A 26,090-nucleotide genomic window follows, 5' to 3' on the forward strand; every position below is an offset into this window, starting at 1 on the left:
TCACCGGTCTCCGCGGTCGCGCACCGCCGCCTTCGGCTCGCCGGGCGCCGGCTCGAGCAGGTCCGCGGCCCACTCGGTGACCCGGCGGGACACGTCCTGGGCGGTCAGACCCAGCCGCACGAACACCTCCGACCGGCTGCCCTGCGCGTGGAACTGGTTGGGCACGCCGAGGTCGCGCAGCGGAACGTCCACACCGGCGTCGCGCAGCGCCGCGGCCAGCGCCCAGCCGAACCCGCCGTGCCGGCCGCTGTCCTCGACCGTGACCACCAGCCGGTGCCGCGCGGCCAGCCCGGCCAGCTCGCCGGGCACCGGGAAGATCCACCGGGGATCCACCACGGTGACCCCGATGCCCTGGTCGGCCAGCCGGTCGGCGGCGGCAAGACCGAGCTCGGCGAACGGTCCGACGGTCACCAGCAACACGTCCCGGCCGGCGCCCGGACCCGGGGTGCGCAGCACGTCCACCGGGCCGATCCGGTCGACCGCCGTCACCTCGGCGCCGACCGCGGCCTTGGGGAAGCGCAGCACGGTCGGCCCGTCCGTGGTGGCCACCGCCTCGCGCAGCTCGCCGGCCAGGGTGTGCGCGTCGCGCGGGGCGGCCACCCGGATCCCGGGCACCACGCCGAGGATGGACAGATCCCACATGCCGTGGTGGCTGGCGCCGTCCGGGCCGGTGATCCCGGCCCGGTCGAGCACGAAGGTGACCGGCAGTCGGTGCAGCGCCACGTCCATCAGCACCTGGTCGAAGGCCCGGTTGAGGAACGTCGAGTAGATGGCCACCACCGGGTGCAGCCCGGCCATCGCCATACCGGCCGCCGAGGTGACCGCGTGCTGCTCGGCGATGCCCACGTCGAAGCAGCGGTCCGGGAAGGCCTCGGCGAACGGGCCGAGGCCGGTGGAGCGCTGCATGGCCGCGGTGATCGCGACCACGTCCGGCCGGCCCGCCCCGATCGCGGCCAGCTCGCTGGCGAACACGTTGGTCCAGGTCGCGCCCTTGGCCGTGGTCGGCTTGCCGGTCAGCGGGTTGATCGGCTCGCACTGGTGCATCTGGTCGACTTCGTCGTTCTCGGCCAGCGGGAACCCGGCGCCCTTGCGGGTCACGGCGTGCACCACCACCGGACCGCCGAACTCCTTGGCCCGGCGCAGCGCCGCCTCCAGCGCGGGGATGTCGTGGCCGTCCACCGGGCCCAGGTACTTCAGGCCGAGGTCCTCGAACATCATCTGCGGGGACAGCGCGTCCTTGAGCGCCTTCTTGACCGCGTGCAGCGCGGTGTAGGCGGGGCGGCCGACCAGCGGGGTGCTCTGCAGCATCCGCCTGCCGCTCTCCAACGCCTTCTCGTAGCCCGGCCGGGTACGCAGCGCGGCCAGGTGGTCGGCGAGGCCGCCGATGGTGGGCGAGTAGGACCGACCGTTGTCGTTGACCACGATCACCATCGGCCGGTTCCGGCCGGCGGCGATGTTGTTCAGCGCCTCCCAGCACATGCCGCCGGTAAGCGCGCCGTCGCCGACCACCGCGACCACGTGCCGGCGCTCGCCGCGCAGCTCGTACGCCTTGGCCATCCCGTCCGCATAGGACAGGGCGGTGGACGCGTGGCTGTTCTCGACCAGGTCGTGCTCACTCTCCGCACGGCTGGGGTAGCCGGAGATGCCGTCCTGCTGGCGCAGCCCGTCGAACGCGTCGCGCCGGCCGGTGACGATCTTGTGCACGTAGCTCTGGTGGCCGACGTCGAAGATCATCGCGTCCTGCGGCGAGCGGAACACCCGGTGCAGGGCAAGCGTCAGCTCGACCATGCCGAGGTTCGGCCCGAGGTGCCCGCCGGTCGCGGTCACCTTGTCCACCAGGAACTCGCGGATCTCGCCGGCCAGCCGGCCGAGGTCCTCGTGGGACATCCCGTTCAGATCGTCCGGTCCATGCACGGACTCGAGCAGGGTCACAACTCCACCCCGTTTCACTGCACAACGTTGGACCAGTCTACGAGCGCTGCGCTGTACACCCGGACGACCGGTAAGGTCTACGGGCCGGAACAGGGGCTGATGGGTGGGGGAAGTCACAGTGAGTGAGCCGGGGCCCGCCATGGACCAGGCGGAGCAGAACCGCCTCACCCGCCGGGTCGGCCGGGCGTTGCTGTCCGTGGCGGCCGCGGGCTGGCGGCAGATCCGGGCCGAGTACCGCGCGGCCGGCCGGCACATCGAGATCGACGTGTTCGTGACCGGCCCGGACGGCACCGTGCACGGCCTGCGGCCGCCCCCCGAGGTGATCGACGGCCTCGGCCGGCTGCGCCAGGGCATGTACCGCCCCGGCCGGGGCACCTGGCTGTCCGCCGTCTACCTGCTCGACCCGCCGAGCGCCTTCAGCTGCGAGTTCGAACCCGACCTCGAGCCGCGCTGGCGCCGCCCGCCACCCCCGATCGGCTTCCAGGACGAGCTCCGCTTCTTCCCCCGCACCGACGACCACATCCCCGACTGGTTCCGCCAGCGCGCCGGCCTCCCCCCGCCCGCTGAACCAGGTCCCCCGGATCCAACCGCCGGAGGACCATCCGGGGTCAGCGGCCGGGCGTGAGCAGCGCCACGCATTCGATGTGGTGGGTCATGGGGAAGGCGTCGAAGGCGCGGAGGGCGGTGAGCCGGTAACCGGCGACGCCGAAAGTGGCCACATCGCGCGCCAGCGCCGCGGGGTCGCAGGCGACGTAGATCACCTGGGCGGGGGACCGGGCCGCGATGGCCTCGACCACCGCGCGGCCGGCGCCCTTGCGGGGCGGGTCGAGCACGACGACCGCCGGGGTCGGGAGATCGGCGTGCAGGGCGGGTTCGACGCGGTCGGCTATGACCCGGACCTGGGGGAGGTCGGCCAGGTTGGTCTCGGCATGGGCGGCGGCGGCGGGGACGGACTCGACGGCAAGGACGGTGCCGGACGGGCCGACCTGGGCGGCGAGCACGGCGGCGAACAGGCCGACGCCGGCGTAGAGGTCCCAGGCGCACGCGCCGGGGGTGGCGGCGGACCAGCCGGCGACCACCTCGGCGAGCACGTCGGCGGCGTCCGGGTGAACCTGCCAGAAACCGTGCGCGGGCAGCCGCCATTCGCGGCGGGCCGCCCGTTCGAGCGCGACGGCGTCGCCGGCCACCCGGTGCGTCCGGCGGCCGCGCTGCTCGCTGACGTGCGTGCGGGCCGCGGCGTCCAGGGTGACCTCCAACTCGGTGCCGGGGGTCCACCGGTGACCGGTCAGCAGGTCCACGGTTCCCGGCGCGGAGATCGGGCAGTCCGCCACCGGCACCACCCGGTGGCTGCGGTGTGCGCGGAACCCGGCCCGGCCGGCCGGCCCGACCGCCAGCCGGGCCCGGGTGCGCCAGCGCAGCAGCCCGCCGGGCAGCTCCTCCACCTCGACCGGTAGGTCCACCCCGGCCAGCCGGTGCAGCTGCTCGGCGACCACGAAACCCTTGAGCGCGCGCTGTTCGGCGCCGGTGGCGTGCTGCCAGTCGCACCCGCCGCAGCCGCCGGGCACCGCGACCGGGCACGGCGGCTCGACCCGCGCGGGCGCGGCGGTGCGCACCTCGACCGCGTCCGCGCGGCAGAACGACCCGCCGCGGTCCTCGGTCACCTCGACCACGACCCGCTCGCCGGGCAGCGCGTGCCGCACGAACACCACCCGCCCGTCCGCCCGAGCCACGCAGTGCCCGCCGTGCGCGACCGGTCCGACGGTCACCTCGAACCGGCGCCCGGTCCAGTCGGCCGGTTCGGTCACCGCTTGTCGTTCCCGCCCGGACCGTCCTTCGTGAACAGTCCACGACGGACCGCGCCGGGCACGATCTCCGCGCGGTCGCGCACCTTGTCCGAGGAGACCAGCTGCCACGGCACGCTGGTCACCATCACCCCCGGCTGGAACAGCAGCCTTCCCTTGAGCCGCAACGCACTCTGGTTGTGCAGGAACTGCTCCCACCAGCGGCCCACCACGTACTCCGGGATGAACACGGTCACCACGTCGCGCGGGTTGTCGGTGCGCATCCGCTTCACGTAGTCCAGCACCGGCTTGGTGATCTCCCGGTACGGCGACTCGATCACCTTGAGCGGCACCGAGAAGCGCTCCTTCTCCCACTCGGCGACCAGGCGCCTGGTGTCGGTGTCGTCCACGTTGACGGTCACCGCCTCGAGCACGTCGGGCCGGGTCGCCTTGGCGTAGGCCAGCGCCCGGCGGGTCGGCTGATGCACTTTGGACACCAGCACGATGGCGTGGTTGCGGGACGGCAGCACGACCTGCCCGCTCTGCTCGGCGGCGGACAGCTCCGCGGCGACCCGGTCGTAGTGCCGCCGGATCGCGGTCATCAGCGCGTACAGCACGGCCATCGCGGCGATCGCGATCCAGGCGCCGTGGGTGAACTTGGTGATCAGCACGACGATCAGCACGCTCGCGGTCATGATCAGGCCGAACGTGTTGATCGCCTGCGAACGCCGCATCCGCCGCCGCTCGACCGGGTCGGACTCGGTGCGCAGCAACCGGTTCCAGTGCCGCACCATGCCGGTCTGGCTCATCGTGAAGGACACGAACACGCCGACGATGTAGAGCTGGATCAACCGGGTCACCTCGGCGTCGAACGCGATCACCAGGATGATCGCGAACGCGGCCAGGCCGACGATCCCGTTGGAGAAGGCCAGCCGGTCGCCCCGGGTGTGCAGCTGCCGGGGCAGGTACCGGTCCTGGGCCAGGATCGAGCCGAGCACCGGAAACCCGTTGAACGCGGTGTTGGCGGCCAGCACCAGGATCAGCGCGGTCACCACGGTGACGAAGAAGAACCCGATCCGGAAGTCGGCGAACACCGCGTCGGCCACCTGCGCGACCAGGGTCTTCTGGTGATAGTCGGGCGGGGCGCCGCCGAGTTGGCTGGCCGGATCCTCGGCGATCTTCACCCCGGTCAGCTTGGCCAGCAGGATCAGGCCCATCAGCATGATCACCGAGATCACGCCCATCAGCAGCAGCGTGGTGGCCGCGTTGCGGGACTTGGGCTTGCGGAACGCCGGCACCCCGTTGCTGATCGCCTCGACGCCGGTGAGCGCGGCGCAGCCGGAGGAGAACGCCCGCAGCACCAGGAACACCATGGCCAGGGTGGCCAGCTGGTCGCCCTCGGCGTGCAGCTCGAACCCGGCGCTCTCGGCCGGCATCTCCTCGCCGAGCACGACGCCGCGCAGCAGGCCGAACAGCACCATGCCGACGATGCCGAACATGAAGGCGTAGGTCGGGACCGAGAAGAGGGTGCCGGACTCGCGGATGCCGCGCAGGTTCATCGCGGTGAGCAGCACGATCGCGGCCACCGCGAAGACGGTCTTGTTGGCCGCGACGAACGGCACCGCGGAGCCGACGTTGGACGCGGCGGAGGCGATCGACACGGCGACCGTGAGCACGTAGTCCACCTGCAGCGCGCTGGCCACCACCAGGCCGGCGGGCCGGCCCAGGTTGACCGTGGCGACCTCGTAGTCGCCACCACCGGACGGGTAGGCCCGCACGTTCTGCCGGTAGCTGGCCACCACGGTGAGCATGACCACGACCACGACGACCCCGACCCACGGCGCGATCGCGTAGGCGGACAGCCCGCCGAGCGAGAGCACCAGGAAGATCTCCTCCGGCGCGTAGGCGACCGAGGACATCGCGTCGGAGGCGAAGACCGGCAGGGCGATCCGTTTCGGCAGTAGCGTGTGCGACAGGCGGTCACTGCGGAACGGCCGTCCGACGAGCAGCCGTTTGGCCACGGAAGCGAGCTTGGGCACGGGTGCACAGCGTAGGCGGTCCAATCACCTCATCGGAGCAGCGGACCGGTAGGTTCGACCCGCCCGGCGTTAGCGTTGTCCGGGGGTGTGCGCACAGGGAGGCGGGTTCGTGCACGTCGTGATCATGGGCTGCGGCCGGGTCGGCAGCTCGGTCGCCGCGGCACTCGAGCGGCTCGGGCACTCGGTGTCCGTGATCGACAAGGACGCCCAGGCGTTTCGCCGGCTGACCGGCGACTTCCACGGTCAGCAGGTGGTCGGCAACGGATTCGACCGCCAGGTGCTGATCGAGGCCGGCATCGAGCGGGCCGGGGCGTTCGCCGCGGTGTCCAGCGGGGACAACTCCAACATCATCTCGGCCCGGGTGGCCCGGGAGACCTTCGGCGTCGAGCACGTGGTGGCCCGGATCTACGACCCGAAGCGGGCCGAGGTGTACGAGCGGCTGGGCATCCCGACCGTGGCCACGGTGCCGTGGACGACCGACCGGCTGATGCGCACGCTGCTGCCGGACGGCGTCGCCGCCGCCTGGCGGGACCCGACCGGCAAGGTGGCCGTGCTGCAGTTGCCGCTGCACGAGGACTGGGTCGGGCGCACCGTGCGCAACCTGCAGGAGGCTACCGGCGCCCACGTGGCGTTCATCATGCGGTTCGGCGGCGGCGTGCTGCCCGACCCGCGGACCGTGCTCCAGGCCGACGACCAGGTCTACGTGGCCGCCCTGTCCGGCACGGTCAGCGACGTCAGCGCGGCGGCCAGCCAGCCACCCGAGGAGGGCAACTGATGCGGGTCGCGATCGCCGGGGCCGGGGCCGTCGGCCGGTCAATCGCCGCCGAGCTGATCGCCGGCAACCACGAGGTCATGCTGATCGAGCGGGACGCGCGGCAGTTCGAGCCGCACACCGTCGAGCAGGCCGAATGGGTGCTCGCCGACGCCTGCGAGCTGGCTTCGCTGGAGGAGGCCGGGCTGCAGACCTGCGACGTGGTGATCGCGGCCAGCGGCGACGACAAGGTCAACCTCGTGGTGTCCCTGCTGGCCAAGACCGTGTTCGCGGTGCGCCGGGTGGTGGCCAGGGTGAACGACCCGGCCAACGAGTGGCTGTTCAACGAGGCCTGGGGCGTGGACGTCGCGGTGTCCACGCCGCGGATGCTCGCCGCCATGGTCGAGGAGGCGGTCAGCGTCGGCGACCTGGTCCAGCTGCTCACCCTGCGCCAGGGTCAGGCCAACCTGGTCGAGATGACGCTGCCGGAGGACACGCCGCTGGCCGGACGGGCGGTCTCCGCGCTGAACCTGCCCAGGGACGCCGCACTGGTGACGATCCTGCGCGGCGGCCGGGTGATCGTGCCGCAGCCGGACGACCCGCTCGAGCCCGGCGACGAACTCCTGTTCGTCGCCTCGGCCGACGTGGAAGACCAGATCCGAGCAGCGCTTGGTTACTGACCCGGTTCCCTAGCCGGCGCCGGACTCGCTGGCGGGCTGCCCGTACTTGGCCCGCAGCTTCGCCTCGACGGCTTGGTCGTCGGCCTCGGCCTGCTCCGCGAGCTGACGGACCAGGTGCCCGGCCCGGCGCACCGCCCAGAGCGTGACGGCCAGCGCCGCGGCGGTGAGCGGCCAGCCCATCGCGATCCGGGCGAACGCCAACCAGCCGGTCAGGTCCTCGTCGTAGAGCCAGCGCTGCACCACGAACCGGGCACCGAACACCACGGCCCAGGACAGCGTGGCCAGGTCGTAGGCGAACATCGCCCGGCGGTCGGACCGCCACTTCTGGCCGTGGCCGTTGAGCGCCCCCCAGATCACCCCGACCAGCGGCCAGCGGATCAGGATGGAGAGCCCGAAGAGGCTGCCGTAGACCAGGCTGGCCCAGATGCCGAACAGGAAGAAGCCCTTGGCCGAGCCGGTCCGGTAGGCGATGAAGGCCGCGATGGCCACGCCGAAGAACCCGGAGATCGCCGGTTGCAGGGACTGCTTGCGCACGATCCGGACCACGGTGATCACCGCGGCGCTGCCCAGCGCGGCCCAGATGGCCGGGTTGAGGGAGGACACGGAGTTGACCAGAACGAAAACGAGCACCGGCACGGTGGAGTAGATCAGGCCGCTGATGCCGCCCATCTCCTGCAGCAGGGTTCGCCGCTCCGGCGCGTCCGCCTTGGCGTCCTGAGGCGGTTCTGTCATGTGGTGGTCTGCAGTTCGTAGTAGGGGTTGTAGAGCACCTTCCGGCCGTCCCGCACCGCGATCCGCCCGTGTGCCTTGATCGTCCGGCCCGGCTCGATGCCCGGGATCCGGCGCCGACCGAGCCAGACTAGTGTCACGCCCTCGGTTCCGTCGAACAGCTCGGCCTCCAGCGTGGCGACGGCGTCACGTGGGCTCAGCTCCACCGTGCGCAGCCGGCCGAGCACGGTCACCTCCTGGCCGGACTTGCAGTCGCAGGCCCGCTGCGCCCCCTGCGCCTCGGCCTTCTCCGACAGGTCGTCGGCGTCGAGCTCATCGACATCGGTGGTCAGCTTCTTGACCAGCCGGCGCCAATATCCGTCCCCCTTGGTCGTGCCCATGTCCCGCTCCTGTTGGTGAGGCCGGCCCCGACTCCGGCCGTGCACAATCAGCGTAACCGCGCAAGGCCCGACCGAGTGAAGGATCGGAATGCGAGTGTGACCGAGTCCGCGTTGCCAGTTATGCCAACCGAAACCTGCCGTTCTGCTGTGCTCCTACCGGGTACAGGATCCGATGACGTGTTTGTCCGGTCGGTTTTCCAGGTGCCGCTGGCCGCAGTGGGGATACACACCGTCACCCCATCCCCCAGCCCAGGCACACGTCTCGGTGAGGCTTTTCTCACCGCTCTTGACGACGCGGCTACCGACGGTCCGATCCTGGCCGGAGGAATCTCCTTCGGCGCACACCTCGCCGCCGAATGGGCATTGCGCAATCCCGGGCGGTGCGCCGGCCTGCTGCTGGCCCTGCCGGGGTGGAACGGCGACCCCGGTGACTCCCCCGCCGCGGTGTCCGCCCGGCTCGGCGCCGACCTGGTGCACGACGGCGGCCTGGATGGCGCCCTGCGCGACCTCACCGGCTCCGCCGACCCCTGGCTGGCCGCCGAGCTCGACAGAGCCTGGCGCGGCTACGGCGCCGGCCTGGCCGACTCGCTCCGGGTGGCCGCCGCCCGCCCCGCGCCCACCCTGGCCGACCTGGCCACGCTCGACGTCCCGGCCGGCGTCGCCGGCTGCCCGGACGACCTCGTGCATCCCCTCGCCGTCGCCCGGGCGTGGGCCGGCGCCCTCGGCCGCGGCGCCCTGCGCACCACCCGGATCGACATCGTCGGCGCCGACCCGGAGGCCCTCGGCCGCGCCGCCGTACTCGCCTGGCTCGCCGCAGGCGGCGTTCCGCCTCGCTAGTCCGCCTCTCCGGATTTAACTGCTGTTGTCGCGTTCCGGCGGAGGGTGCCGGTCGGCGGGGTGATTGTGGCTGGGTGACGTCACGGTCCCCGAGGTTGCGTTGGGTGGGCCAAGCAATTCGGCGGAGCTGGGGCTGCCCGCGGGCTAGCTCGGGCCGTTCTCGTCCTGGGCCTGCGCGATGTGCTCGGCGATCGCCTCGGGCAGCTCGATCGGCAGCGGGGTGCGCACCGGCATCGGCGCCGCGCCGCGCACCACCACGGTGCCGCGCAGCAGGTCGCGCAGCGCGGCGGTGCTGTACTTGGCCAACTCCGGCGGCCCGGCGACCACGCCGCGCACCATCCACCTCGGGCCGTCCACGCCGATGAACCGCAGCGTCACCTGGTCCAGCGCGGCCACCAGTTCCTGGCCCCACTCGCCGGCCTCGCTGTGCACGTTGGCCCCGTCACCGCGCAGCTGGGCCGCCAGCTCGCCGCAGACCTCCTCCCACAGCCCGCCGGAGCGCGGCGCGGCGTAGGCGTTCACGGTGAGCTGGCCGTGCGGGGTGCCCACGTGCACCGCCCGCACCGGCCCGGCCGGGTCCATCTCCACCTGAAGCTGCGTGCCGTCCGGCACCGGCAGCCGCAACGACCCCAGATCGAGCCGGGACAGGCCGTCGTCGGGTGCCTCGTCCTCGTCGTACGGCCCGGTCTCCGGGCCTTCGTACTCGTCGGAGAAGTCGAGATCCTCCGGCTCCTCGGCACCCCGATCGCGCCGGCCGAAAAGCCCCACTCAGCGTTCCTCCGTCCGTGCCCGGGCCGAACTCGTCAGCATCGAGTGTCCCCCCGTCGAGCCGTACCCGCCGATGCTGCGCTCGGATTCGGCCAGCTCGTCCACCTCCCGGAACACCGCGTGCTCGACCCGCTGGACCACCAGCTGGGCCACCCGGTCGCCGCGGCGCAGCTCGATCGGCTCGCGCGGATCATGGTTGATCAGGCAGATCCGGATCTCCCCTCGATAGCCCGAGTCGATCGTGCCCGGGGTGTTCACCACGGAGAGACCGACCCGCGCGGCGAGCCCGGACCGCGGATGCACGAACCCGGCGTACCCCTCCGGGATGGCCACCGCGATACCGGTGCCGACGATCGCGCGCTCCCCCGGTTCGAGCACGACGTCGGTGGTGGTGACCAGGTCGGCGCCGGCGTCGCCGGGCCGGGCGTAGCTGGGCAGCGGCACCCCGGGATCGAGGCGGGTCAACGGGACCTCAACGCTGGACATGACGGGCGAGACTACCCTGGAACCGTGCATGACCCGGGAAGTGGCACCGACTCGGCGGCGGCCGGTGCCCGCCGCGGCGAGTCCTATTCGGAACGGCTGTACGTCACTTGGTACTGGTGGCCGCTGCCGGTGCTGGCGGCCACGATCCTCGCGGCCGAGGTGCACATGGGCTACAGCGGCATCCGGTCCTGGCTGCCCTACGTGATCCTGATCCCGCTCACCGTCGCGCTGATCGTCAAGCTGGGCCGCACCCGGATCGCGGTGGCCGACGGCGAACTGCGGGTGGCGGACGCCCGGCTGCCGCTCGAGTTCGTGGGCGCGGTGGAATGGTTTCCGGCCGAGCAGAAGCGCCGGGTGCTCGGCCCGCGCCTCGACCCGGCGGCGTTCGTCGTACACCGGGGATGGGTCGGACCGGTGCTGCGCGTGCAGCTGACCGATCCGGCCGATCCGACCCCCTACTGGCTGTTCAGCACCCGCCATCCCCAGCGCCTTGCGGAGATCCTGCGCGCGGCCGATTGACCTCAGGCGCAGTCGCGGCAGATGAACTGCCCGTCCTGCTCCTCGGCCAGCCGGCTGCGGTGGTGCACCAGGAAGCACACCGAACAGGTGAACTCGTCGGCCTGCTTGGGCACCACCCGAACGGTGAGGTCTTCCCCGGAGAGTCCCGACAGGTCCGCCCCCGGTAGCTCGAAGTTCTCCGCGGTGTCCGATTCGTCGACGTCGACGACCCCGGACTGGGTCTCGTTGCGGCGCGCCTTGAGCTCCTCGAGGGAGTCCTCCGCCAAGTCGTCGGCTTCGCTCCGGCGTGGAGCGTCGTAGTCGGTTGCCATGTTCCTCTTCACCCCTGCGGTCTAGCGTCACGACGTGCTTACACATGGGTCCGTGCCGCTGGTCAACGTTCCAGGACCCTGGTTTGTGCCCGCCATCCTGGGTAACCATGTTTCCGCACGTCGCACGTGGGTTTTCGGGTGTGTGGGAGCGGCATGGCTTTGGCCGGCTGGTGACGGGAGCGCGCAGAGGGTAGCCCATCGGCGGCGCGGACGTACGGCGCCTCACCCTACGGAGTGCGTTTTGATCTGGATCACGTTCACCGGACGCGAGAGCGGCGCGACGCGCCGGGCGAGATCGACTCTTGCCGGCCGGCCGGTTACGTGGTGCGATGCGACGGGTATCACACTGCGCGTCCGGTCTGTCGCCGCTGGCGAACGGGGGAAAAGCGGATGTAACGCCCAGGCTCTCCGGTAACGAGGTTCTCAATGAACAGGCGATGCGAGTAGTTGAGGGAGGAGCCTTGGGGGCCGGGAACGTGACCTGGGGCGGGCAGTCCCCGAACTACCGTCGGCACCGGCCCGTGCCGGCGCTGGTGCTGATCCTCGTTTTGGGCATCGCCGCAACCATCGTCTGGATCCGGGTGCTCGGTTCGGGCGCCCCGGCGGCCAACTCCACCTCGTGCGCCCCGCCGTCCGGTCCGCCGGTCACCGTGGAGGGCCAGCCGCCGACCACCCTCGGGCAGGCGCTCGACCTCGACGCGCTGGACCGGACCCCGCCGGCCCCGCCCGCGCTCTCCCAGATTCGGGTGGTCAACGCGAGCACCCGCAAGGGGCAGGCGGCGGAGGTCACCGAGGCGCTGCGGCAGATCGGGTTCGGCCAGATCGCGCCGCCGGACAACGATCCGCTCTACTCCGGGTTCGACCTGAACTGCCGGGCGCAGATCCGGTTCGGCCAGCAGGGCACCTCGGCGGCCCGCACGCTGAGCCTGGTCGAGCCGTGCGCCCAACTGGTCCGGGACGACCGCCAGGACGCCACCGTGGACCTGGCGCTCGGCAAGCTGTTCGACGACATCCGCCCCCGCTCGGACACCCGCCGGGTGCTCGAGGAGCTGAACAACTGGGCGGTGACCCACCCGGAGATCCAGGGCGGGCTGCAGTCCGACCCGAGCGCGCAGCCGGACATCGAACCGTCGCGGCTGGCCTCCGCCCGCGAAGTCACCTGCTAGCTGTTCCGCCTCTCCGGGTTTTACTGCTGTTGTTGCGTTCCAGCCAGTGGTGCGGTTGGCGGGTTGGTTGTGGCTGGGTTGCGTCACGGTGCCCCTGAGGTTGCGTTGGGTGGGCCGGGGCTTCAGGCGATGATCCGACGGGTTCCCGGGGCGGCTCAGATGGCGGCGAGGCCGGCTTGGTGTAGGGCGGTTCGCAGGGGGTCGGCGATGCCGGGGGTGGCGGCCATCAGCAGGTCGGCGCCGAGGCCGTCGGCGGGCGCTCCGGGCAGCCGGACGAGCGCACCGGCCTCCTCGGCGATCAGCGCGCCGGCCGCCCAGTCCCACCGGGACAGTCCGTGCTCGAAGTAGCCGTCCAGCCAGCCGGCGGCGACCGCGCACAGGTCGAGGGCGGCCGATCCGCCGCGCCGGATGTCGCGGATCCGGCCCATCAGCTCGGCCACCCCGGCGGCCTGCCGGCGCCGCCGCTCGGGCAGGTAGGCGAAGCCGGTGGCCACCAGGGCGACATCCAGCCGGGTGGTACCGGACACCCGCAGCGGCACGCCGTCCAGCGCGGCGCCGGCGCCCCGGGCGGCGGTCCAGCGGCGGCCGCTGGCCGGCTCCACCACCACTCCGGCCACCGAGACCCCGTCCACCTGGGCGGCCAGCGACACGGCGTACCAGGGGTAGCCGTAGAGGTAGTTGACCGTGCCGTCGATCGGGTCCACCACCCAGCACACCCCGCCGCGGCCGGCGCTCCCGCCGCCCTCCTCCTCGCCGAGCACCGGCTCGCCCGGCCGCAGCTCGGCCAGCCGGGACCGGACCAGCCGCTCGGTCGCCCGGTCCCCCGCGGTCACCGGGTCGGTCTCGCTGGACTTGGTGTCCACGTCCCGGATCGCGGTCTCCCGGAAGGTCCGGGCCAGCTCCGCCGCCTCGCCCGCGACCTGGGCGGCGACCGCGAGGAGCTCCCGCTGTGCGACATCCACGGGACTTATCGCAGCACACCGGGCTAACCTCCCGTGACAAGTGGGCTGAATCGAGTACGGAGGGACCACGGGATGGGCGGTACCCGCGGGTTCGGGATTGACATCGGTGGGTCGGGCATCAAGGGATGCGTGGTCGACCTGACGGCGGGACGGCTGGAGGCGGAGCGCATACGGATCGACACGCCCGACCCGGCGAGTCCCGATCTGATCGCCGGCGTCGTGAAGAAGATCGTCGACGGGTTCGGCTGGACCGGCCGGGTCGGCGTGACGCTTCCGGCCGTGATCAAGCAGGGCGTTGCGATGACCGCTGCCAACATCGACAAGTCGTGGATCGGCACCGACGCGCGCACGCTGTTCGCCGAACGGCTCGGCCGCACCCCGGACGAGGTGGCGGTGCTCAACGACGCCGACGCCGCCGGCATGGCGGAGATCCGGTACGGCTGGCCGGGCGACCAGAGCGGCGTCGTGGTCCTGCTGACCTTCGGCACCGGGATCGGCAGCGCGCTGTTTCTGGACGGCAAGCTGGTGCCCAACACCGAGTTCGGCCACCTCGAGGTGGACGGCCTGGACGCCGAGACCAGGGCGGCCGCGTCGGTCAAGGACGAGCAGGACCTGTCCTGGGAGGAGTGGGCCCGGCGGGTGTCCCGCTACATCCGCACCCTCGAGGACCTGATCTGGCCGGATCTGATCATCGCCGGCGGCGGGGTGAGCAAGAAGGCCGACCGGTGGCTGCCGCTGCTGGATGTCCGCACCCGGGTCGTCCCCGCCGAGCTGCGCAACGACGCCGGGATCGTGGGCGCCGCGGTGGCCGCCGAACTGGGCGCCAAGCCCTGATCAAGCGCCACCGGACCGCACCATGCCGGTCGCGTCGTTACAATGGAACGGTGCCCGCGACTCCCCGTCGCCGGGCGTTCCCCGAACTCCCGGCAGCACAGGCGATCCAGTAGGGCCTGACGCCGCCGTTACGGACAGCTGCGAAAGGGCGTAAGTGGCAGCCGCACGAACCGCAACCCGAGCCTCCACCGCGGCGGCGCGCTCGGCCAGGAGCGCACCGGTCGACGAGGTTCCGGCTGAGCTGGACAACGAGCAACCAGCCACCGCTAAGACGGCGACCCGGTCGAAGAAGGCCGCGGCGGGCACCAAGCCCGCCCGTGCGCCGCGCAAGACCACCAAGGCGTCGCCAAAGGCCGCCGGCACCGAGGCGGCCGGTCCCGACAAGCCCGGTCCGGACGCCGAAGGCGAGCCGGACGTCGCGACCGAAGGCGAGGAACCGGATCTCGAGTCGCCCGATCTCGAGGACCTCGAGGACGTCGAGAGCGAGATCGCGGCCGCCGCGGTCGACGAGATCGAGGAGGAAGAGGAGCCCGCGAAGGGCCCCAAGGACAGCGACTTCGTCTGGGACGAGGAGGAGTCCGAGGCGCTGCGGCAGGCCCGCAAGGACGCCGAGCTGACCGCGTCCGCCGACTCGGTTCGCGCCTACCTCAAGCAGATCGGCAAGGTGGCGCTGCTCAACGCCGAGGAGGAGGTGGAGCTCGCCAAGCGGATCGAGGCCGGGCTCTACGCCGCCGAGCGGGTGCGGGCCGCCGAGGAGGACGCCGAGAAGCTCACCCCGTCGCTGCGCAAGGACCTGCGCTGGATCGTGCGGGACGGCGAGCGGGCCAAGAACCACCTGCTGGAGGCCAACCTGCGGCTGGTGGTGTCGCTGGCCAAGCGCTACACCGGACGCGGCATGGCTTTCCTCGACCTGATCCAGGAAGGCAACCTGGGTCTGATCCGCGCGGTGGAGAAGTTCGACTACACCAAGGGATACAAGTTCTCCACGTATGCCACCTGGTGGATCCGCCAGGCGATCACCCGGGCGATGGCCGACCAGGCGCGCACCATCCGGATCCCGGTGCACATGGTCGAGGTGATCAACAAGCTGGGCCGGATCCAGCGCGAGCTGCTCCAGGATCTCGGCCGGGAGCCGACTCCGGAGGAACTGGCCAAGGAGATGGACATCTCCCCGGAGAAGGTGCTGGAGATCCAGCAGTACGCCCGGGAGCCGATCTCGCTGGACCAGACGATCGGCGACGAGGGCGACAGCCAGCTCGGTGACTTCATCGAGGACTCCGAGGCGGTCGTTGCGGTGGACGCGGTGTCGTTCACGCTGCTGCAGGACCAGCTGCAGTCGGTGCTGGCCACGCTGTCCGAGCGGGAAGCCGGCGTGGTCCGGCTGCGGTTCGGCCTCACCGACGGCCAGCCGCGCACGCTCGACGAGATCGGTCAGGTCTACGGGGTGACCCGGGAGCGCATCCGGCAGATCGAGTCCAAGACGATGTCCAAGCTGCGCCACCCGTCCCGGTCCCAGGTGCTGCGGGACTACCTGGAATAACGGTTCGTACTCGCGAAACCGGGCGCCGGCCGATCAGGCCGACGCCCGGTTTTGTCGTGTGCCAGGCGGTTTCGATTATGCGTCCGAAGTGGACAGAATCTCGTTGACCCGCGCGGTGTAGGCGGTGAGCACCCGGCGGGCGGTGGTCACGTCCTCGGCCGGCACCCCGGCGAGCGCCTCCTCGCTGCCGCGCTCGGCGGCGGCCAGCAGCCGGTCGAACAGGGTCCGGCCGGCGTCGGTCAGCGTGACGCCTGCGGCCGGCTCGTGCAGCACGCCGCGATCCTCCAGTCCGGACAGAACGGCGAGGGCCGACTTCCGGTCGAGATCCAGACCGGCGGAGACCTGGGCGATGATCGCCTCGCGCGGCGCGGTCCGGCCGAGGTCGTGCAGCAGCTTCATGGAGATCCACTCCGGGAAGGTGACGTTCTCGGTGGCAAGGATCCGGTGCAGCAGCCGGCCGCCTGCGCGGTTGGCCACGCCGAGGTCCTGCCCGAACAGGACGGTGGTCTGGGTCGGTTCGGACATGATCTTCTCCCGTTCGTCGCGCCGCGGTTCGCCCAGCAGGGCGCGCAGCATGGTGGTCAACTCGACGGTGCTGCCGCTGGCCGGACCGCCGAGCGGCGCGGTCAGCTCCTCGACCAGTGCGGCGACCGTGCCGGCGGCCCTGGCCACCACCTCGGCCCCCCGGGCGGTGAGGGCGAGCTGGACGGCCCGCGGGTCGGCCGGGTGGCTGGCCCGCTCGATGAACCCGGACCGCTCCAGCGCGCGGGCGAGCTTGGAGACGTAAACCTGCTCGAGGCCGGTGAAGTCGGCCAACTCGCGCTGGCTGGGCCGCTCGCCGCGAGCGGACAACCCGGACAGCGAGGCGAGCAGCGTGTACTGGGCGTGGGTCAGGCCCAGCGGCGCCACCGCCCGCTCGACCGCGGCCCGCCACTTCATCGTCACCCGCCACAGCAGCGAGCCAACGGTCGGTTTCACGCCGATACTCTACATGGACATTATTTCCATGGAAACTATTTACCGCGGGTCGGGCCGCACCGGCTCCCGGGCGCGCAGCGCCACCCCGACCACCACCGCGAGGATGCCGACCGCCTCGGCCACCGTGGGCACCTGACCGAGCAGCACCAGGCCGGTCACCGTCGCGGTGACCGGCATCAGCGCGAGCAGCACCGCGAACGTGGCCCGGCCGACCCCGCGGCGCAGCACCACCTGGTCCAGGGCGTACGGGATCGCGGTGGCCAGCACGCCGACGCCGATCCCCAGCACCAGCAGCCGGGGCGAGCCCCACACCGGGCCGCTGCGCAGCCCGATCGGGGCCAACGCCACCGTGGCCACCGCGAACCCGACCGCGAGGGCGTCCAACCCGATACCGGCCGTGGCCACCCGCTTGCTCAGCACGATGTAAACCACCCACAGCGCCGCTGCGCTGAGAGCGAACACGACGCCGAGGGGGCTGCCCGCCCAGCGCACGTCGGCGATCAGCAGCACGCCCGCCACGACGAGCACCAGCGCGCCGGCATCCCGCCAGGTGCGCGAGCCCAGCGCGGCCAGCAGCACCGGCCCGGCGAACTCGAGGGCCACCGCGGTGCCCAGCGGCAGCCGCGCGATCGACTCGTAGAACGCCAGGTTCATCAGCGCCGTCACCAGCCCGAACAAGGCGGAAAGCCGCAGGTTGCGGCCGGTCCATGCGGCCCGGCCGGGCCGGCGCCAGGCCAGCAGCATGATCGCCGCGCCGAGCTGGCGCAGCCAGGTCACGGTCGCCGGATCGAGCTCCGCGAACAGCCGGACGGCCACCGCGGCACCCAGGTACATGGACAACCCGCTGACCACGAACAGCAGCGGCGCCGGTACTCTCCGTGTGCTGAGGAACATCGTCAGGTTTGTATTGCGGCAATCGGGTAAATCACAGTCCACCGCCTATCCAGTGGGCGCGGGAACACTGACTATGGGCCAGACGTCTGGAAGAGTGGGAGGCACGAACACCGGCCAGTTGGCCGCGGTGGTCGTAGCCGACAAGGGCATCGAGACCCCGGTGCCCGGGACGGAGGGAGAAAGCCATGACACCCACGCTCACCCGCCCCGAGCTGACCGCCGCCGACCGCTGCGACCGCTGCGGAGCCGCCGCTCAGGTTCGCGCCGTGTTGCCGTCCGGGGGAGAGCTGCTGTTCTGCGGGCACCACGCGCGCAAGCACACCCAGCGCCTCGTCGAGATGTCCGCGGAGCTTCAGCACCACGCCTGATCCCTCCCGCATCCGCGTTCGCCGAACGCCGCGTCCACGAACCGGGCGCGGCGTTCGCGCATCCAAGATGCCGCCTCCGCGGGAACGAGCACGTCGGCATCCAAGATGCCGCCTCCGCGGGAACGAGCACGTCGGCATCCAAGATGCCGCCTCCGCGGGAACGAGCACGTCGGCATTCCAAGATGCCGCCTCCGCGGGAACGAGCACGTCGGCGGTCTCAGACCGCGTCCAGCACCGGCTCGAAGGCCAGCTCCGCGGCGCCGATCAGCTTGGCGTCCGCGCCCAACGTCGAGGCGTCGATCCGGGTGCCGCCGACCGCCCGGCTGACCAGGCTCTGCCGGCGCACCTCCTGGCCCACCTCGGCCACCAGCCAGCCGGGCAGCGCGGTGAACAGGTCGCCGAGCACCACCAGTTCGGGGCCGAGCAGGTTGACGATGTTGATCAGGCCGACGGTCAGCCAGCCGACGAAGTCCAGTAGCGGCTCGGGCATCGGGTCCGGCTTGGCCGTCAGCGCCCGCAGCTCGGCCACCACCGCGCCGCGCGGCGAGCCCTCGGGCAGCTCGAGCGCCCGGCACAGGGCCGGCTCGCCGACTTCGGTCTCCCAGCAGCCCCGGCTGCCGCAGTAGCACGGCCGCCCACCCGGCCGGACCACCATGTGGCCCAGCTCGCCGACGTAGCCGGCGGTGCCGCGCAGGGTCGTCCCGCCGGAGATCACGCCGCCACCCACGCCGACGTCGGCCGAGACGTACACCGCGTCGGAGGACCCCCTCGCCACGCCGCGCAGGTGCTCGGCAAGCGCGCCCAACTCGGCGTCGTTGGCCACCATGACCGGCAACCGGAGCACCTTGCGCAGCCGCTCGCCCATCGGCACGTCGGTCCAGTGCAGGTTGGGCGCCTCGTGCACCAGCCCGTCCGAGCGACGCACCACGCCGGGCACCGAGACCCCGGCGCCGACGATCTCCACACCCAGCTCGCCGGCCAGCAGCCGGGTCGACTCGACGACGTGGGTGATCACCTCGTCCGGCTCGCGGGCCCGGCCGCGCAGGTTCCAGCTGTTCCGGCCGAGCATCTCGCCACCCAGCCCGACCAGAGCGATGGCCACCTGCTCGACCCGCACGTCCACCGCGAGCACCACCGCGGCGTGCGCCTGGGGCAGCACCAGCAGGGACGGCCGGCCGGCGCCGGTGCGCATCCGTGGCACCCGCTCCTCGACCACCCCGGACTCGGCCAGCCCGTCCACCAGCGCCTTGATCGTGCTGCGGTTGAGCCCGAGCTCGTTTGCCAGCGACGCGCGGGTACACGGCCCACCGACGTGCAGCCGGCGCAGCAGAACGGTTCGGTTGTGCCGGCGAACCTCGTCGGGCCGTGCGCCCGCGGTCGGTGTGCTGGTCAACCGTCCATTCCCCCTCGCCCCCCGGGTCTCAGCCTGCCGAGAGCGCCACCCGGCGCCGGGACACCGCGTCCACGGTGGCCGCCACCAGCAGGACCAGTCCGGTGATGATGTTCACCATCGCCGCCTCGTATTTGAGCAGGTTGAGGCCGTTGGACACGGTCGCGAGCACCAGGCCGCCGATCACCGCGTGCGCGATCTTGCCCCGGCCGCCGAACAGCGAGGTGCCGCCGATGACCGCCGCGCCGACCGCGAACAGCAGCGTGTTCAGCCCGCCGGCCTGCGGGTCGACCGAGCCGACCTTGGACGAGTACACGATGGCGCCGATCGCCGCGACCGCCGAGGAGACCACGAACACGCTGGCCCGAATCTTGCCCACGTTGATACCGGCGCGCCGGGCCGCCTCGGCGTTACCGCCGACGGCGTAGATGTGCCGGCCGTAGCTGGTCCGGTTGAGCGCGTACGTCCCGAGCACCAGCAGCGCCAGGATGATCGGCACCACGTAGGGGACGCCCTGGATCACGATGTTCGGGTTGGACGCCCGGTTGAGCGTGAACAGGTAGGTCGAGACGAGCGCGATGGCCGCGATGCCGAGCACCTTGAACAGCACGACCGGGGTCGGCTGGGTGACCAGGCCCTTGCGCAGCCGCAGGATGTGCTCGCCGAGCACCACCAGCGCGTAGCCGCCCGCGGCGATCGCGCACAGGATCCAGCTGCCGGCCACCGAGAGGTTGCCGTTGGCCACCTGGAACAGCACGCCGGTGCCCAGCGACAGCGTGCCGCGCGGGCCGATGAACAGCAGGATCACGCCCTGCCAGGTGATGAACAGCGCCAGGGTCACCACGAACGACGGCATACCGATCTTGGACACCAGGAAACCGGTGATGCAGCCGATCGCGGCGCCGACGGTCACCGCGAGCAGCATCTCCAGCCAGGGGTTGGCGCCCACCCCGGACAGCACGATGGCCACGGCGCCGAGCGCCAGCACCGCGCCCGCCCAGATCCGCATGAACGCGGCCAGCGCGGCGGCCAGCACCAGCCCACCGACGAAGGTGTAGAAGACGTTGGCGCTGCGCATGCCGCCCATCAGGTTGCCGTTCTCCACGACGTGCAGCGCCATCACCGAGGCGCACACGCCGGAGGCGGTTCCCGCGGACAGGTCGATCTCGCCGAGCAGCAGGACGAAGACCAGCCCCATCGCGATGATCATCTGTCCGGCACCCTGCTGGAGCAGGTTGGACATGTTGTTCAGGGTCATGAACTGGTCCGAGCGCCAGGCGAAGTAGCCGAGCAGCACGGCCAGGCCGAGCAGGGCGGGCACCGAACCGAGGTCGCCGCCGCGCAGCCGGGCGAAGTAGTCGTAGACCGCCTCGCGGGTCGACTGGGCCGTGGTGTCGATGCCGAAGTCGGAGATCGCCGCGCTCGGTGGCGGCGTGCCCCGACCCGCGGCGGGGGTGGTGGTGTCGGTCATGCGTCAAGTCCTCAGATGGTGGCGGTCTCTGGACGGGCCATCCCCAGGTCGCCCGATCGCCCTGCGGTGATCAGCTCGACGACCTGCCCGTGCGTGACGTCCTTGGTCTGCACCTCGGCGACCATGCGGCCGAGGTAGAGGGTGGCGATCCGGTCGGCGACCTCGAACACGTCGGCCAGGTTGTGGCTGATCAGCACGACGCCGAGGCCCTGCTCGGCCAGCCGGCGAACCAGGTCGAGCACCTGACGGGTCTGCGCGACGCCGAGTGCGGCGGTCGGCTCGTCCAGCAGGACGACCTTGCTCTCCCAGAGCACCGACTTGGCGATCGCCACGGTCTGCCGCTGCCCGCCGGACAGCGACGAGACCGGCGTGCGCACCGACTTCACCGTGCGCACCGAAAGGGAGGCCAGCGTCTCCCGTGCGGCCCGTTCCATGCTGCTCTCGTCGAGCAGCCAGCTCGAGCCGCGTTCCCGGCCGAGGAACATGTTCTGGACGATGTCCAGGTTGTCGGCCAGGGCGAGGTCCTGGTAGACGACCTCGATGCCGAGCTTGGCGGCGTCCCGCGGGCCGTGGATGTGCACCGGCTCGCCGTTGAAGATCACCTTGCCGGAATCCATCGGGTAGATCCCGGCGACACACTTGATCAAGGTGGACTTGCCGGCACCGTTGTCACCGACCAGGGCGGTCACCTCGCCGGCTCGCACCGTGAAGTCCACGTCGTGCAGCACGTGCACGGGGCCGAACGACTTGTTCACCCCGACCATCTCGAGAACGGGCTCGCTCAACTCTAATTCCACCGTCCACTCATCCCGGGAGACGCCGCACCCGCGGCAGGATGATTCTGCTGCGGGTGCGGCCGTCCCGGTACTACTGGGTCAGGAAATGCCGAGCTCGGCGCACTTGGCGGCGAGCTCAGGGGTGCAGATCTCGCTCGCCTTGACGTAGCCCTCGCTCACCACGACCTTGACGTCCTTCGCGGTGATCAGCTGCGGCTCGGCCAGCACCGACTTGACGTCCCGGCCGGACTTGCTGTCCTTCGTGGTGCCGGTGGCGATCGCGTCGGCCGCGGCCTTGTCGCCCTTGGCCAGCGCGGCGGCCAGCTTGGCGGTGGCCTCGGCTTCCTTCTTGATCGCCTTGAAGACGGTCATGTACTGGTCACCGGCGACGATCGCCTTCAGGCCGTCCGGGGTGGCGTCCTGGCCGGTCACCGGAACCTTGCCGTTCAGGGCGTTCTTGCGCAGCACGGTGATCACCGCGCCGGCCAGACCGTCGTTGGCCGCCACGACGCCGTCGACCCTGCCGCCGTTGGCGGTCAGGATCTGCTCGAAGACCTGGCCACCCTTCTGGTTGTCCCAGTTGTCGATCGCCTGGCTCTGCACCAGCTTCAGGGTGCCCGCGTCGTAGAGCGGCTTGAGGATCTTCTGCTGACCCTCGTGGAACAGGGTGGCGTTGTTGTCGGTCGGCGCGCCCTCGATCTCGATGATCTGGGAGCCGGCCGGCTTGCCCTTCATGGCTTCGGCCATGCCCTGGCCCTGCAGCTCGCCGACCTTCACGTTGTCGAAGGACACGTAGTAGTCGGAGCTGCCACCGAGGTTGAGCCGGTCGTAGTCGATGACCGGGATGCCCTGCGCCTTGGCCTTGGCCGCGACGGACGAGCCGACCTCGCTGTTGATCGAGCCGATGACCAGGACCTTGACCCCACTGCTGATCATGGTGTCGGCCAGCTGGCTGAACTTCTGCACGTCACCCTGGGCGTTCTGGATGTCGGCCTCGAGGCCCTCGGCTTCCATCGCCGCCTTGATCATGGGCCGGTCAAAGCCCTCCCAGCGCGCCGAGGTCGCGGTCTCCGGCAGGATCACGCCCACCTTGGCCCCACCAGAGGAAGGCTGCTCGCTGGCGGTGCCGCCGCTGCTCGGTGCCTCGTTCGCCCCACAAGCCGTCAGGGCGAGGGAGACACCCACGCCCGTAGCGAGGAGGGCAAGAGTCGTCCTGCGCATCCGTCGTCCCTTCGATGTTCAATACCGGGAGTTGGTGGTGGCGCACCGCCACCTTGCTCCGTTTGCCGGAGCCTCCAGGTCGGAAATGTTGCGGGGCACAACATATGTGCTCCCGGGTCCCGACGGAAGTCGCTGACCTGTCTGGATAGGACACAATTCGGCAACAGGACGGCCATCCGCACGTCACCGAAGGGGTGATTTCGGACGCCCTAGAGTGTGCACCTCACGGGCACTTCACGCCATCACCAGGTACGGAGCGTGGCGATTCGCTGTTCGAGTTGCTCTGCCGAGGCCATCGCGACCGGGGGACCGCCGCAGGTTCGGCGCAGCTCGTTGTGGATCATGCCATGCGGCGTTCCTGTCCGGTGGTGGTACATCGTGACCAGTGTGTTCAGCTCCTTGCGCAGCCCGGTCAGCCGCTCGGCCACGGTCACCGACCGGGCCGGGGCCGGCTCGGCGGCCACCCGCCGGGAGCGCTCGGAGAGCTGCCGCTCCTGGCGCTGGCGCAGCAGGACCCGCACCTGGTCCGGCTCGAGCAGCCCGGGCAGACCCAGGTACTCCTGCTCCTCCGCGGACCCGGCGAACGCCGCCGTGCCGAACGACGAGCCGTCGTAGATCACCTGGTCCAGCTCGGCCGATGCGCCGAGCGAGACGAACGCCTTCTCCTCCTCGCCCGGCTCGTCGGCCACCCGGTTGGCCGCGGCCAGCAGCTCGTCGGCCCAGCCCTCGCCGTCCCGGTGCGGCTTGCCGAGCACGTGGTCCCGCTCGGCCTCCATCTCGCTGGCCAGCTCCAGCAGTGCCGGCACGCTGGGCAGGAACACGCTGGCCAGCTCCCCGGGCCTCCTCGCCCGGACGAACCGGCCGATCGCCTGCGCGAAGTACAGCGGGGTGGACGCGCTGGTGGCGTACACGCCGACGGCCAGCCGGGGAATGTCGACGCCCTCGCTGACCATCCGCACCGCCACCATCCAGCGGGCGTCCTCGGCGGCGCCGGCCGCGGCGAACTCGGCGATCCGGGCCGAGGCCTTCGGGTCGTCGGAGAGCACAAGGGCCGGCGCCCGCCCGGTGGCCCGGTGCAGGCTCGCCGCGTACGCCTTGGCCGCCTCGTGGTCCGAGGCGATCACCAGTCCGGCCGCGTCCGGCATCCCGTCCGCACGGATCTGGCCGAGCCGCAGGTCGGCCGCTGCCAGCACGGCCGGGATCCACTCGCCGGCCGGGTCCAGCGCGGTCCGCCAGGCCCGCGCGGTCTGCTCGGCGGTCATCGGTTCGCCCAGCCGGGCGGTGAACTCCTCCCCCGCGCTGGTCCGCCAGCTGGTCTCGCCCGAGTAGGCCAGGAAGATCACCGGCCGGACCACGCCGTCGGCGAGCGCGTCGGCGTAGCCGTAGGTGTGGTCGGCCCGGCTGCGCCGCAGGCCCGCCGGGTCCGGCTCGTACTCGACGAACGGGATCGGCGAGTCGTCGCTGCGAAACGGGGTGCCGGTGAGTCCGATCCGGCGCACCGCCGGGGTGAACGCCTCGCGGATCGCGTCGCCCCAGGACTTGGCGTCCCCGCCGTGGTGGATCTCGTCGAGGATCACCGCGGTCCGCCGGTTCTCGGTGCGCACCCGGTGCAGCGTCGGGTGCGCGGCCACCTGGGCGTAGGTCACCGCGACGCCGCGGAAGTCCGGCGAGGTGGCGCCCGCGGTGTTGCGGAAGTTCGGATCGATCGGGATGCCGGCGGCGCCGGCCGCGGCTGCCCACTGGTGCTTGAGGTGCTCGGTCGGGGTCACCACGGTGATCGACTCGACGGTCCGGTCGGCCAGCAGCTCGGTGGCCAGCCGCAACCCGAACACCGTCTTGCCGGCGCCCGGGGTGGCCACCGCGAGGAAGTCCTTCGGCCGGGCGGCAAGGTACTTCGTGAGCGCCCGCCGCTGCCAGGCCCGTAGCACCGACACTCCCCCGAAGCCCCCTTCGTCCCGACAGACAGCGCGGAGCAGCCTACCGGGCGAGCCGACCCGGGGTGTGTGGCGACGCGACATGTTCACCGGACAGGTGGGCCAAGTCACCACCGATGGCTCATGCTTGACAGTGCGATGAGTCCACAGCCCCAGCATCCGGTGCGCACCGCCGACCAGCCGACCGCCGTCCTGCCGCGGCGGGGCCGCCGCCTGCGCGTGGTCCGGCGGACCCTGGGCAAGGCGTGGGACGGCAACATCTTCTCCGAGTCGGCCGAGGCCGCGTTCTGGCAGGTGCTCTCGCTGCCGCCGCTGCTGCTCGGGTTGCTCGGCAGCCTGGGCTATGTCGGCGAGTGGGTCGGCCAGGAGGTCGTCGGCGCGGTCCGGGACAAGATCATCGAATGGTCCCGCACCGCGTTCAGCGAGAACGTGGTCACCCAGATCATCGAGCCGACGATCACCGACATCCTGCAGAACGGCCGCGGCGAGATCCTCACCGTCGGCTTCCTGCTGTCGCTGTGGGCCGGCTCGTCGGCCATCTCCTCGTTCGTCGACGCCATCACCGTCGCGCACGACCAGTACGGCGTTCGGCACGAGGTCTGGCAGCGGATCTTCGCCCTGCTGCTGTACCTGGCCAGCCTGGTGCTGCTGGTGGTCGGCCTGCCGGTGCTCGCGCTCGGCCCGGACTGGCTGCCCCAACTGTTCCCGGAGGCCTGGCGGGGCGAGATCGGCGAGTGGATCGTCGCGCTCTACTACCCGGGCCTCGGCGTGTTGCTCGTGCTGGCCACGGCCACGCTGTACAAGCTCGCCCTGCCGCGCAAGCTGCCCTGGCACCGCGGGTTGCCCGGCGCGGTCCTCGCCATGATCGTGTTCCTGCTGACCAGTATCGGGCTGCGGCTCTACATTTCCTGGATCACCACGACCGGGTACACCTACGGCGCGCTCGCCACCCCGATCGCGTTCCTGTTGTTCGCGTTCTTCATCGGTTTCGCCATCGTGCTCGGCGCGTACTTCAACTCGGCCATTCAGGAGACGTACCCGGCGAAGATGACCCGCCGGCAGCGGCGCAGGTGGCGACGGCTGGAAATGGAGCACATGGCCGAGCAGATCCGCGCGGACGAGCAGGTGGCACCGCCGATCAAGGCACCGGCTCCCGCGCCCGCTCCGGCACCGGCCCCGGCACCGGCGCCGTCACCCGATGGTCAAGAAGCCACCAAGAACCCGGGACCCCTCCACGGCTCGAACGCTCGCCAGTAGACAGTCCAAAGGCTGCCCCAACGGACATTCTGGCAGGTCAAAGCTGATCATAATCTGCGCAGTGAATGCGGCGCGCAGACGTAAGG

Annotated in this window: 26 protein-coding genes; 10 read left to right on the forward strand and 16 right to left on the reverse strand. The window is 71.4% G+C overall.

Translation table 11 applies throughout. The features are described 5' to 3' along the window. Positions 1 to 1,932, reverse strand: a complete 1,932-nt coding sequence (gene dxs, locus VFV67_RS04440; RefSeq protein ID WP_326467410.1) for a 1-deoxy-D-xylulose-5-phosphate synthase — start codon at positions 1,930 to 1,932, stop codon at positions 1 to 3. Between the two features lie 118 nt (positions 1,933 to 2,050). Between dxs and VFV67_RS04445 the strand changes: the two genes are divergently transcribed. Then, positions 2,051 to 2,557: a hypothetical protein gene (locus tag VFV67_RS04445; RefSeq protein WP_326467411.1), complete on the forward strand. Its 507-nt coding sequence runs from the start codon at positions 2,051 to 2,053 to the stop codon at positions 2,555 to 2,557. Here the strand turns inward: VFV67_RS04445 and VFV67_RS04450 are convergent. Together VFV67_RS04450 and VFV67_RS04455 are read right to left on the reverse strand one after the other, a co-directional pair. Then, positions 2,541 to 3,737 (reverse strand): class I SAM-dependent RNA methyltransferase, encoded by a 1,197-nt coding sequence (locus VFV67_RS04450; RefSeq protein WP_326467412.1) that lies wholly within the window; start codon positions 3,735 to 3,737, stop codon positions 2,541 to 2,543. The genes VFV67_RS04445 and VFV67_RS04450 overlap by 17 nt on opposite strands. Continuing rightward, the gene (locus tag VFV67_RS04455) at positions 3,734 to 5,752 is read right to left on the reverse strand and encodes an APC family permease (RefSeq protein WP_326467413.1); all 2,019 of its coding nucleotides are present in this window, start codon (positions 5,750 to 5,752) and stop codon (positions 3,734 to 3,736) included. The genes VFV67_RS04450 and VFV67_RS04455 overlap by 4 nt, the downstream gene beginning before the upstream one ends. 109 nt (positions 5,753 to 5,861) lie before the next feature. On the opposite strand from VFV67_RS04455, the gene VFV67_RS04460 reads away from it, so the two are divergent. Together VFV67_RS04460 and VFV67_RS04465 are read left to right on the forward strand one after the other, a co-directional pair. Further along, positions 5,862 to 6,527, forward strand: a complete 666-nt coding sequence (locus VFV67_RS04460; RefSeq protein WP_326467415.1) for a TrkA family potassium uptake protein — start codon at positions 5,862 to 5,864, stop codon at positions 6,525 to 6,527. Then, a complete protein-coding gene (locus tag VFV67_RS04465; protein ID WP_326467417.1) occupies positions 6,527 to 7,183 on the forward strand; it encodes a TrkA family potassium uptake protein in 657 nt (218 codons plus the stop codon). The genes VFV67_RS04460 and VFV67_RS04465 overlap by 1 nt, the downstream gene beginning before the upstream one ends. A 9-nt stretch (positions 7,184 to 7,192) precedes the next feature. Here the strand turns inward: VFV67_RS04465 and VFV67_RS04470 are convergent, their stop codons facing one another. Both VFV67_RS04470 and VFV67_RS04475 read right to left on the reverse strand, forming a co-directional pair. Then, positions 7,193 to 7,915: a DUF3159 domain-containing protein gene (locus VFV67_RS04470; protein WP_326467419.1), complete on the reverse strand. Its 723-nt coding sequence runs from the start codon at positions 7,913 to 7,915 to the stop codon at positions 7,193 to 7,195. Next, complete coding sequence (locus VFV67_RS04475) at positions 7,912 to 8,292, reverse strand: OB-fold nucleic acid binding domain-containing protein (protein ID WP_326467421.1); 381 nt, start codon at positions 8,290 to 8,292, stop codon at positions 7,912 to 7,914. Before VFV67_RS04475 ends, VFV67_RS04470 begins: the two co-directional genes overlap by 4 nt. Before the next feature lie 177 nt (positions 8,293 to 8,469). Between VFV67_RS04475 and VFV67_RS04480 the strand changes: the two genes are divergently transcribed. Next, positions 8,470 to 9,129: an alpha/beta hydrolase gene (locus VFV67_RS04480; protein WP_326467422.1), complete on the forward strand. Its 660-nt coding sequence runs from the start codon at positions 8,470 to 8,472 to the stop codon at positions 9,127 to 9,129. Positions 9,130 to 9,273: 144 nt separating this feature from the next. On the opposite strand, the gene VFV67_RS04485 is transcribed toward VFV67_RS04480, so the two are convergent. Then, on the reverse strand, positions 9,274 to 9,897 hold the full coding sequence (locus tag VFV67_RS04485; RefSeq protein WP_326467423.1) for a DUF3710 domain-containing protein: 624 nt from the start codon (positions 9,895 to 9,897) through the stop codon (positions 9,274 to 9,276). Beyond that, positions 9,898 to 10,383 carry a dUTP diphosphatase gene (gene dut, locus VFV67_RS04490; protein WP_326467424.1) on the reverse strand — a complete coding sequence of 162 codons (486 nt, stop codon included), beginning with the start codon at positions 10,381 to 10,383 and terminating at the stop codon, positions 9,898 to 9,900. Positions 10,384 to 10,407: 24 nt separating this feature from the next. On the opposite strand from dut, the gene VFV67_RS04495 reads away from it, so the two are divergent. Beyond that, on the forward strand, positions 10,408 to 10,902 hold the full coding sequence (locus tag VFV67_RS04495) for a DUF3093 domain-containing protein (RefSeq protein WP_326467426.1): 495 nt from the start codon (positions 10,408 to 10,410) through the stop codon (positions 10,900 to 10,902). 2 nt (positions 10,903 to 10,904) lie between these two features. Here the strand turns inward: VFV67_RS04495 and VFV67_RS04500 are convergent, their stop codons facing one another. Next, positions 10,905 to 11,213, reverse strand: a complete 309-nt coding sequence (locus VFV67_RS04500) for a DUF4193 domain-containing protein (protein WP_326467428.1) — start codon at positions 11,211 to 11,213, stop codon at positions 10,905 to 10,907. Between the two features lie 461 nt (positions 11,214 to 11,674). Here VFV67_RS04500 and cei point away from each other — a divergent pair, with 461 nt between their 5' ends. After that, positions 11,675 to 12,379 carry an envelope integrity protein Cei gene (gene cei / locus VFV67_RS04505; RefSeq protein WP_326467430.1) on the forward strand — a complete coding sequence of 235 codons (705 nt, stop codon included), beginning with the start codon at positions 11,675 to 11,677 and terminating at the stop codon, positions 12,377 to 12,379. Positions 12,380 to 12,534: 155 nt separating this feature from the next. Here cei and VFV67_RS04510 read toward each other — a convergent pair whose 3' ends face one another. Continuing rightward, the gene (locus VFV67_RS04510) at positions 12,535 to 13,350 is read right to left on the reverse strand and encodes an inositol monophosphatase family protein (RefSeq protein WP_326467472.1); all 816 of its coding nucleotides are present in this window, start codon (positions 13,348 to 13,350) and stop codon (positions 12,535 to 12,537) included. 63 nt (positions 13,351 to 13,413) lie between these two features. On the opposite strand from VFV67_RS04510, the gene ppgK reads away from it, so the two are divergent. Further along, positions 13,414 to 14,175, forward strand: coding sequence for a polyphosphate--glucose phosphotransferase (gene ppgK, locus VFV67_RS04515; RefSeq protein WP_326467431.1), 762 nt, complete (start codon positions 13,414 to 13,416; stop codon positions 14,173 to 14,175). 154 nt (positions 14,176 to 14,329) lie between these two features. Further along, positions 14,330 to 15,715 (forward strand): RNA polymerase sigma factor, encoded by a 1,386-nt coding sequence (locus VFV67_RS04520; RefSeq protein ID WP_326467433.1) that lies wholly within the window; start codon positions 14,330 to 14,332, stop codon positions 15,713 to 15,715. Positions 15,716 to 15,790: 75 nt separating this feature from the next. Here VFV67_RS04520 and VFV67_RS04525 read toward each other — a convergent pair whose 3' ends face one another. Together VFV67_RS04525 and VFV67_RS04530 are read right to left on the reverse strand one after the other, a co-directional pair. Further along, positions 15,791 to 16,693, reverse strand: coding sequence for a MarR family winged helix-turn-helix transcriptional regulator (locus VFV67_RS04525; RefSeq protein WP_326467435.1), 903 nt, complete (start codon positions 16,691 to 16,693; stop codon positions 15,791 to 15,793). Between the two features lie 39 nt (positions 16,694 to 16,732). Further along, positions 16,733 to 17,527: an EamA family transporter gene (locus tag VFV67_RS04530; protein ID WP_414636172.1), complete on the reverse strand. Its 795-nt coding sequence runs from the start codon at positions 17,525 to 17,527 to the stop codon at positions 16,733 to 16,735. Between the two features lie 245 nt (positions 17,528 to 17,772). Here VFV67_RS04530 and VFV67_RS04535 point away from each other — a divergent pair, with 245 nt between their 5' ends. Next, the gene (locus VFV67_RS04535; RefSeq protein WP_326467438.1) at positions 17,773 to 17,955 is read left to right on the forward strand and encodes a DUF7455 domain-containing protein; all 183 of its coding nucleotides are present in this window, start codon (positions 17,773 to 17,775) and stop codon (positions 17,953 to 17,955) included. 217 nt (positions 17,956 to 18,172) lie between these two features. On the opposite strand, the gene VFV67_RS04540 is transcribed toward VFV67_RS04535, so the two are convergent. The 5 genes from VFV67_RS04540 to VFV67_RS04560 form a co-directional block, all read right to left on the reverse strand. Continuing rightward, positions 18,173 to 19,348: an ROK family protein gene (locus tag VFV67_RS04540; RefSeq protein ID WP_326467440.1), complete on the reverse strand. Its 1,176-nt coding sequence runs from the start codon at positions 19,346 to 19,348 to the stop codon at positions 18,173 to 18,175. Positions 19,349 to 19,376: 28 nt separating this feature from the next. After that, positions 19,377 to 20,816 (reverse strand): sugar ABC transporter permease, encoded by a 1,440-nt coding sequence (locus VFV67_RS04545; RefSeq protein WP_326467442.1) that lies wholly within the window; start codon positions 20,814 to 20,816, stop codon positions 19,377 to 19,379. A gap of 11 nt (positions 20,817 to 20,827) precedes the next feature. Then, positions 20,828 to 21,601 carry an ATP-binding cassette domain-containing protein gene (locus tag VFV67_RS04550; RefSeq protein ID WP_326467443.1) on the reverse strand — a complete coding sequence of 258 codons (774 nt, stop codon included), beginning with the start codon at positions 21,599 to 21,601 and terminating at the stop codon, positions 20,828 to 20,830. Positions 21,602 to 21,691: 90 nt separating this feature from the next. Beyond that, positions 21,692 to 22,813, reverse strand: coding sequence for a sugar ABC transporter substrate-binding protein (locus VFV67_RS04555; protein WP_326467444.1), 1,122 nt, complete (start codon positions 22,811 to 22,813; stop codon positions 21,692 to 21,694). 242 nt (positions 22,814 to 23,055) lie between these two features. Continuing rightward, positions 23,056 to 24,747: a DEAD/DEAH box helicase gene (locus VFV67_RS04560; RefSeq protein ID WP_414636170.1), complete on the reverse strand. Its 1,692-nt coding sequence runs from the start codon at positions 24,745 to 24,747 to the stop codon at positions 23,056 to 23,058. A 138-nt stretch (positions 24,748 to 24,885) separates the two neighbouring features. Between VFV67_RS04560 and VFV67_RS04565 the strand changes: the two genes are divergently transcribed. Continuing rightward, positions 24,886 to 26,004, forward strand: a complete 1,119-nt coding sequence (locus VFV67_RS04565; protein WP_326467447.1) for a YihY/virulence factor BrkB family protein — start codon at positions 24,886 to 24,888, stop codon at positions 26,002 to 26,004. The last annotated feature ends 86 nt before the right edge of the window (positions 26,005 to 26,090 follow it).

Source organism: Actinophytocola sp. (assembly GCF_035762905.1).
In the GTDB taxonomy this organism is placed as follows: Bacteria; Actinomycetota; Actinomycetes; order Mycobacteriales; family Pseudonocardiaceae; genus DASYTH01.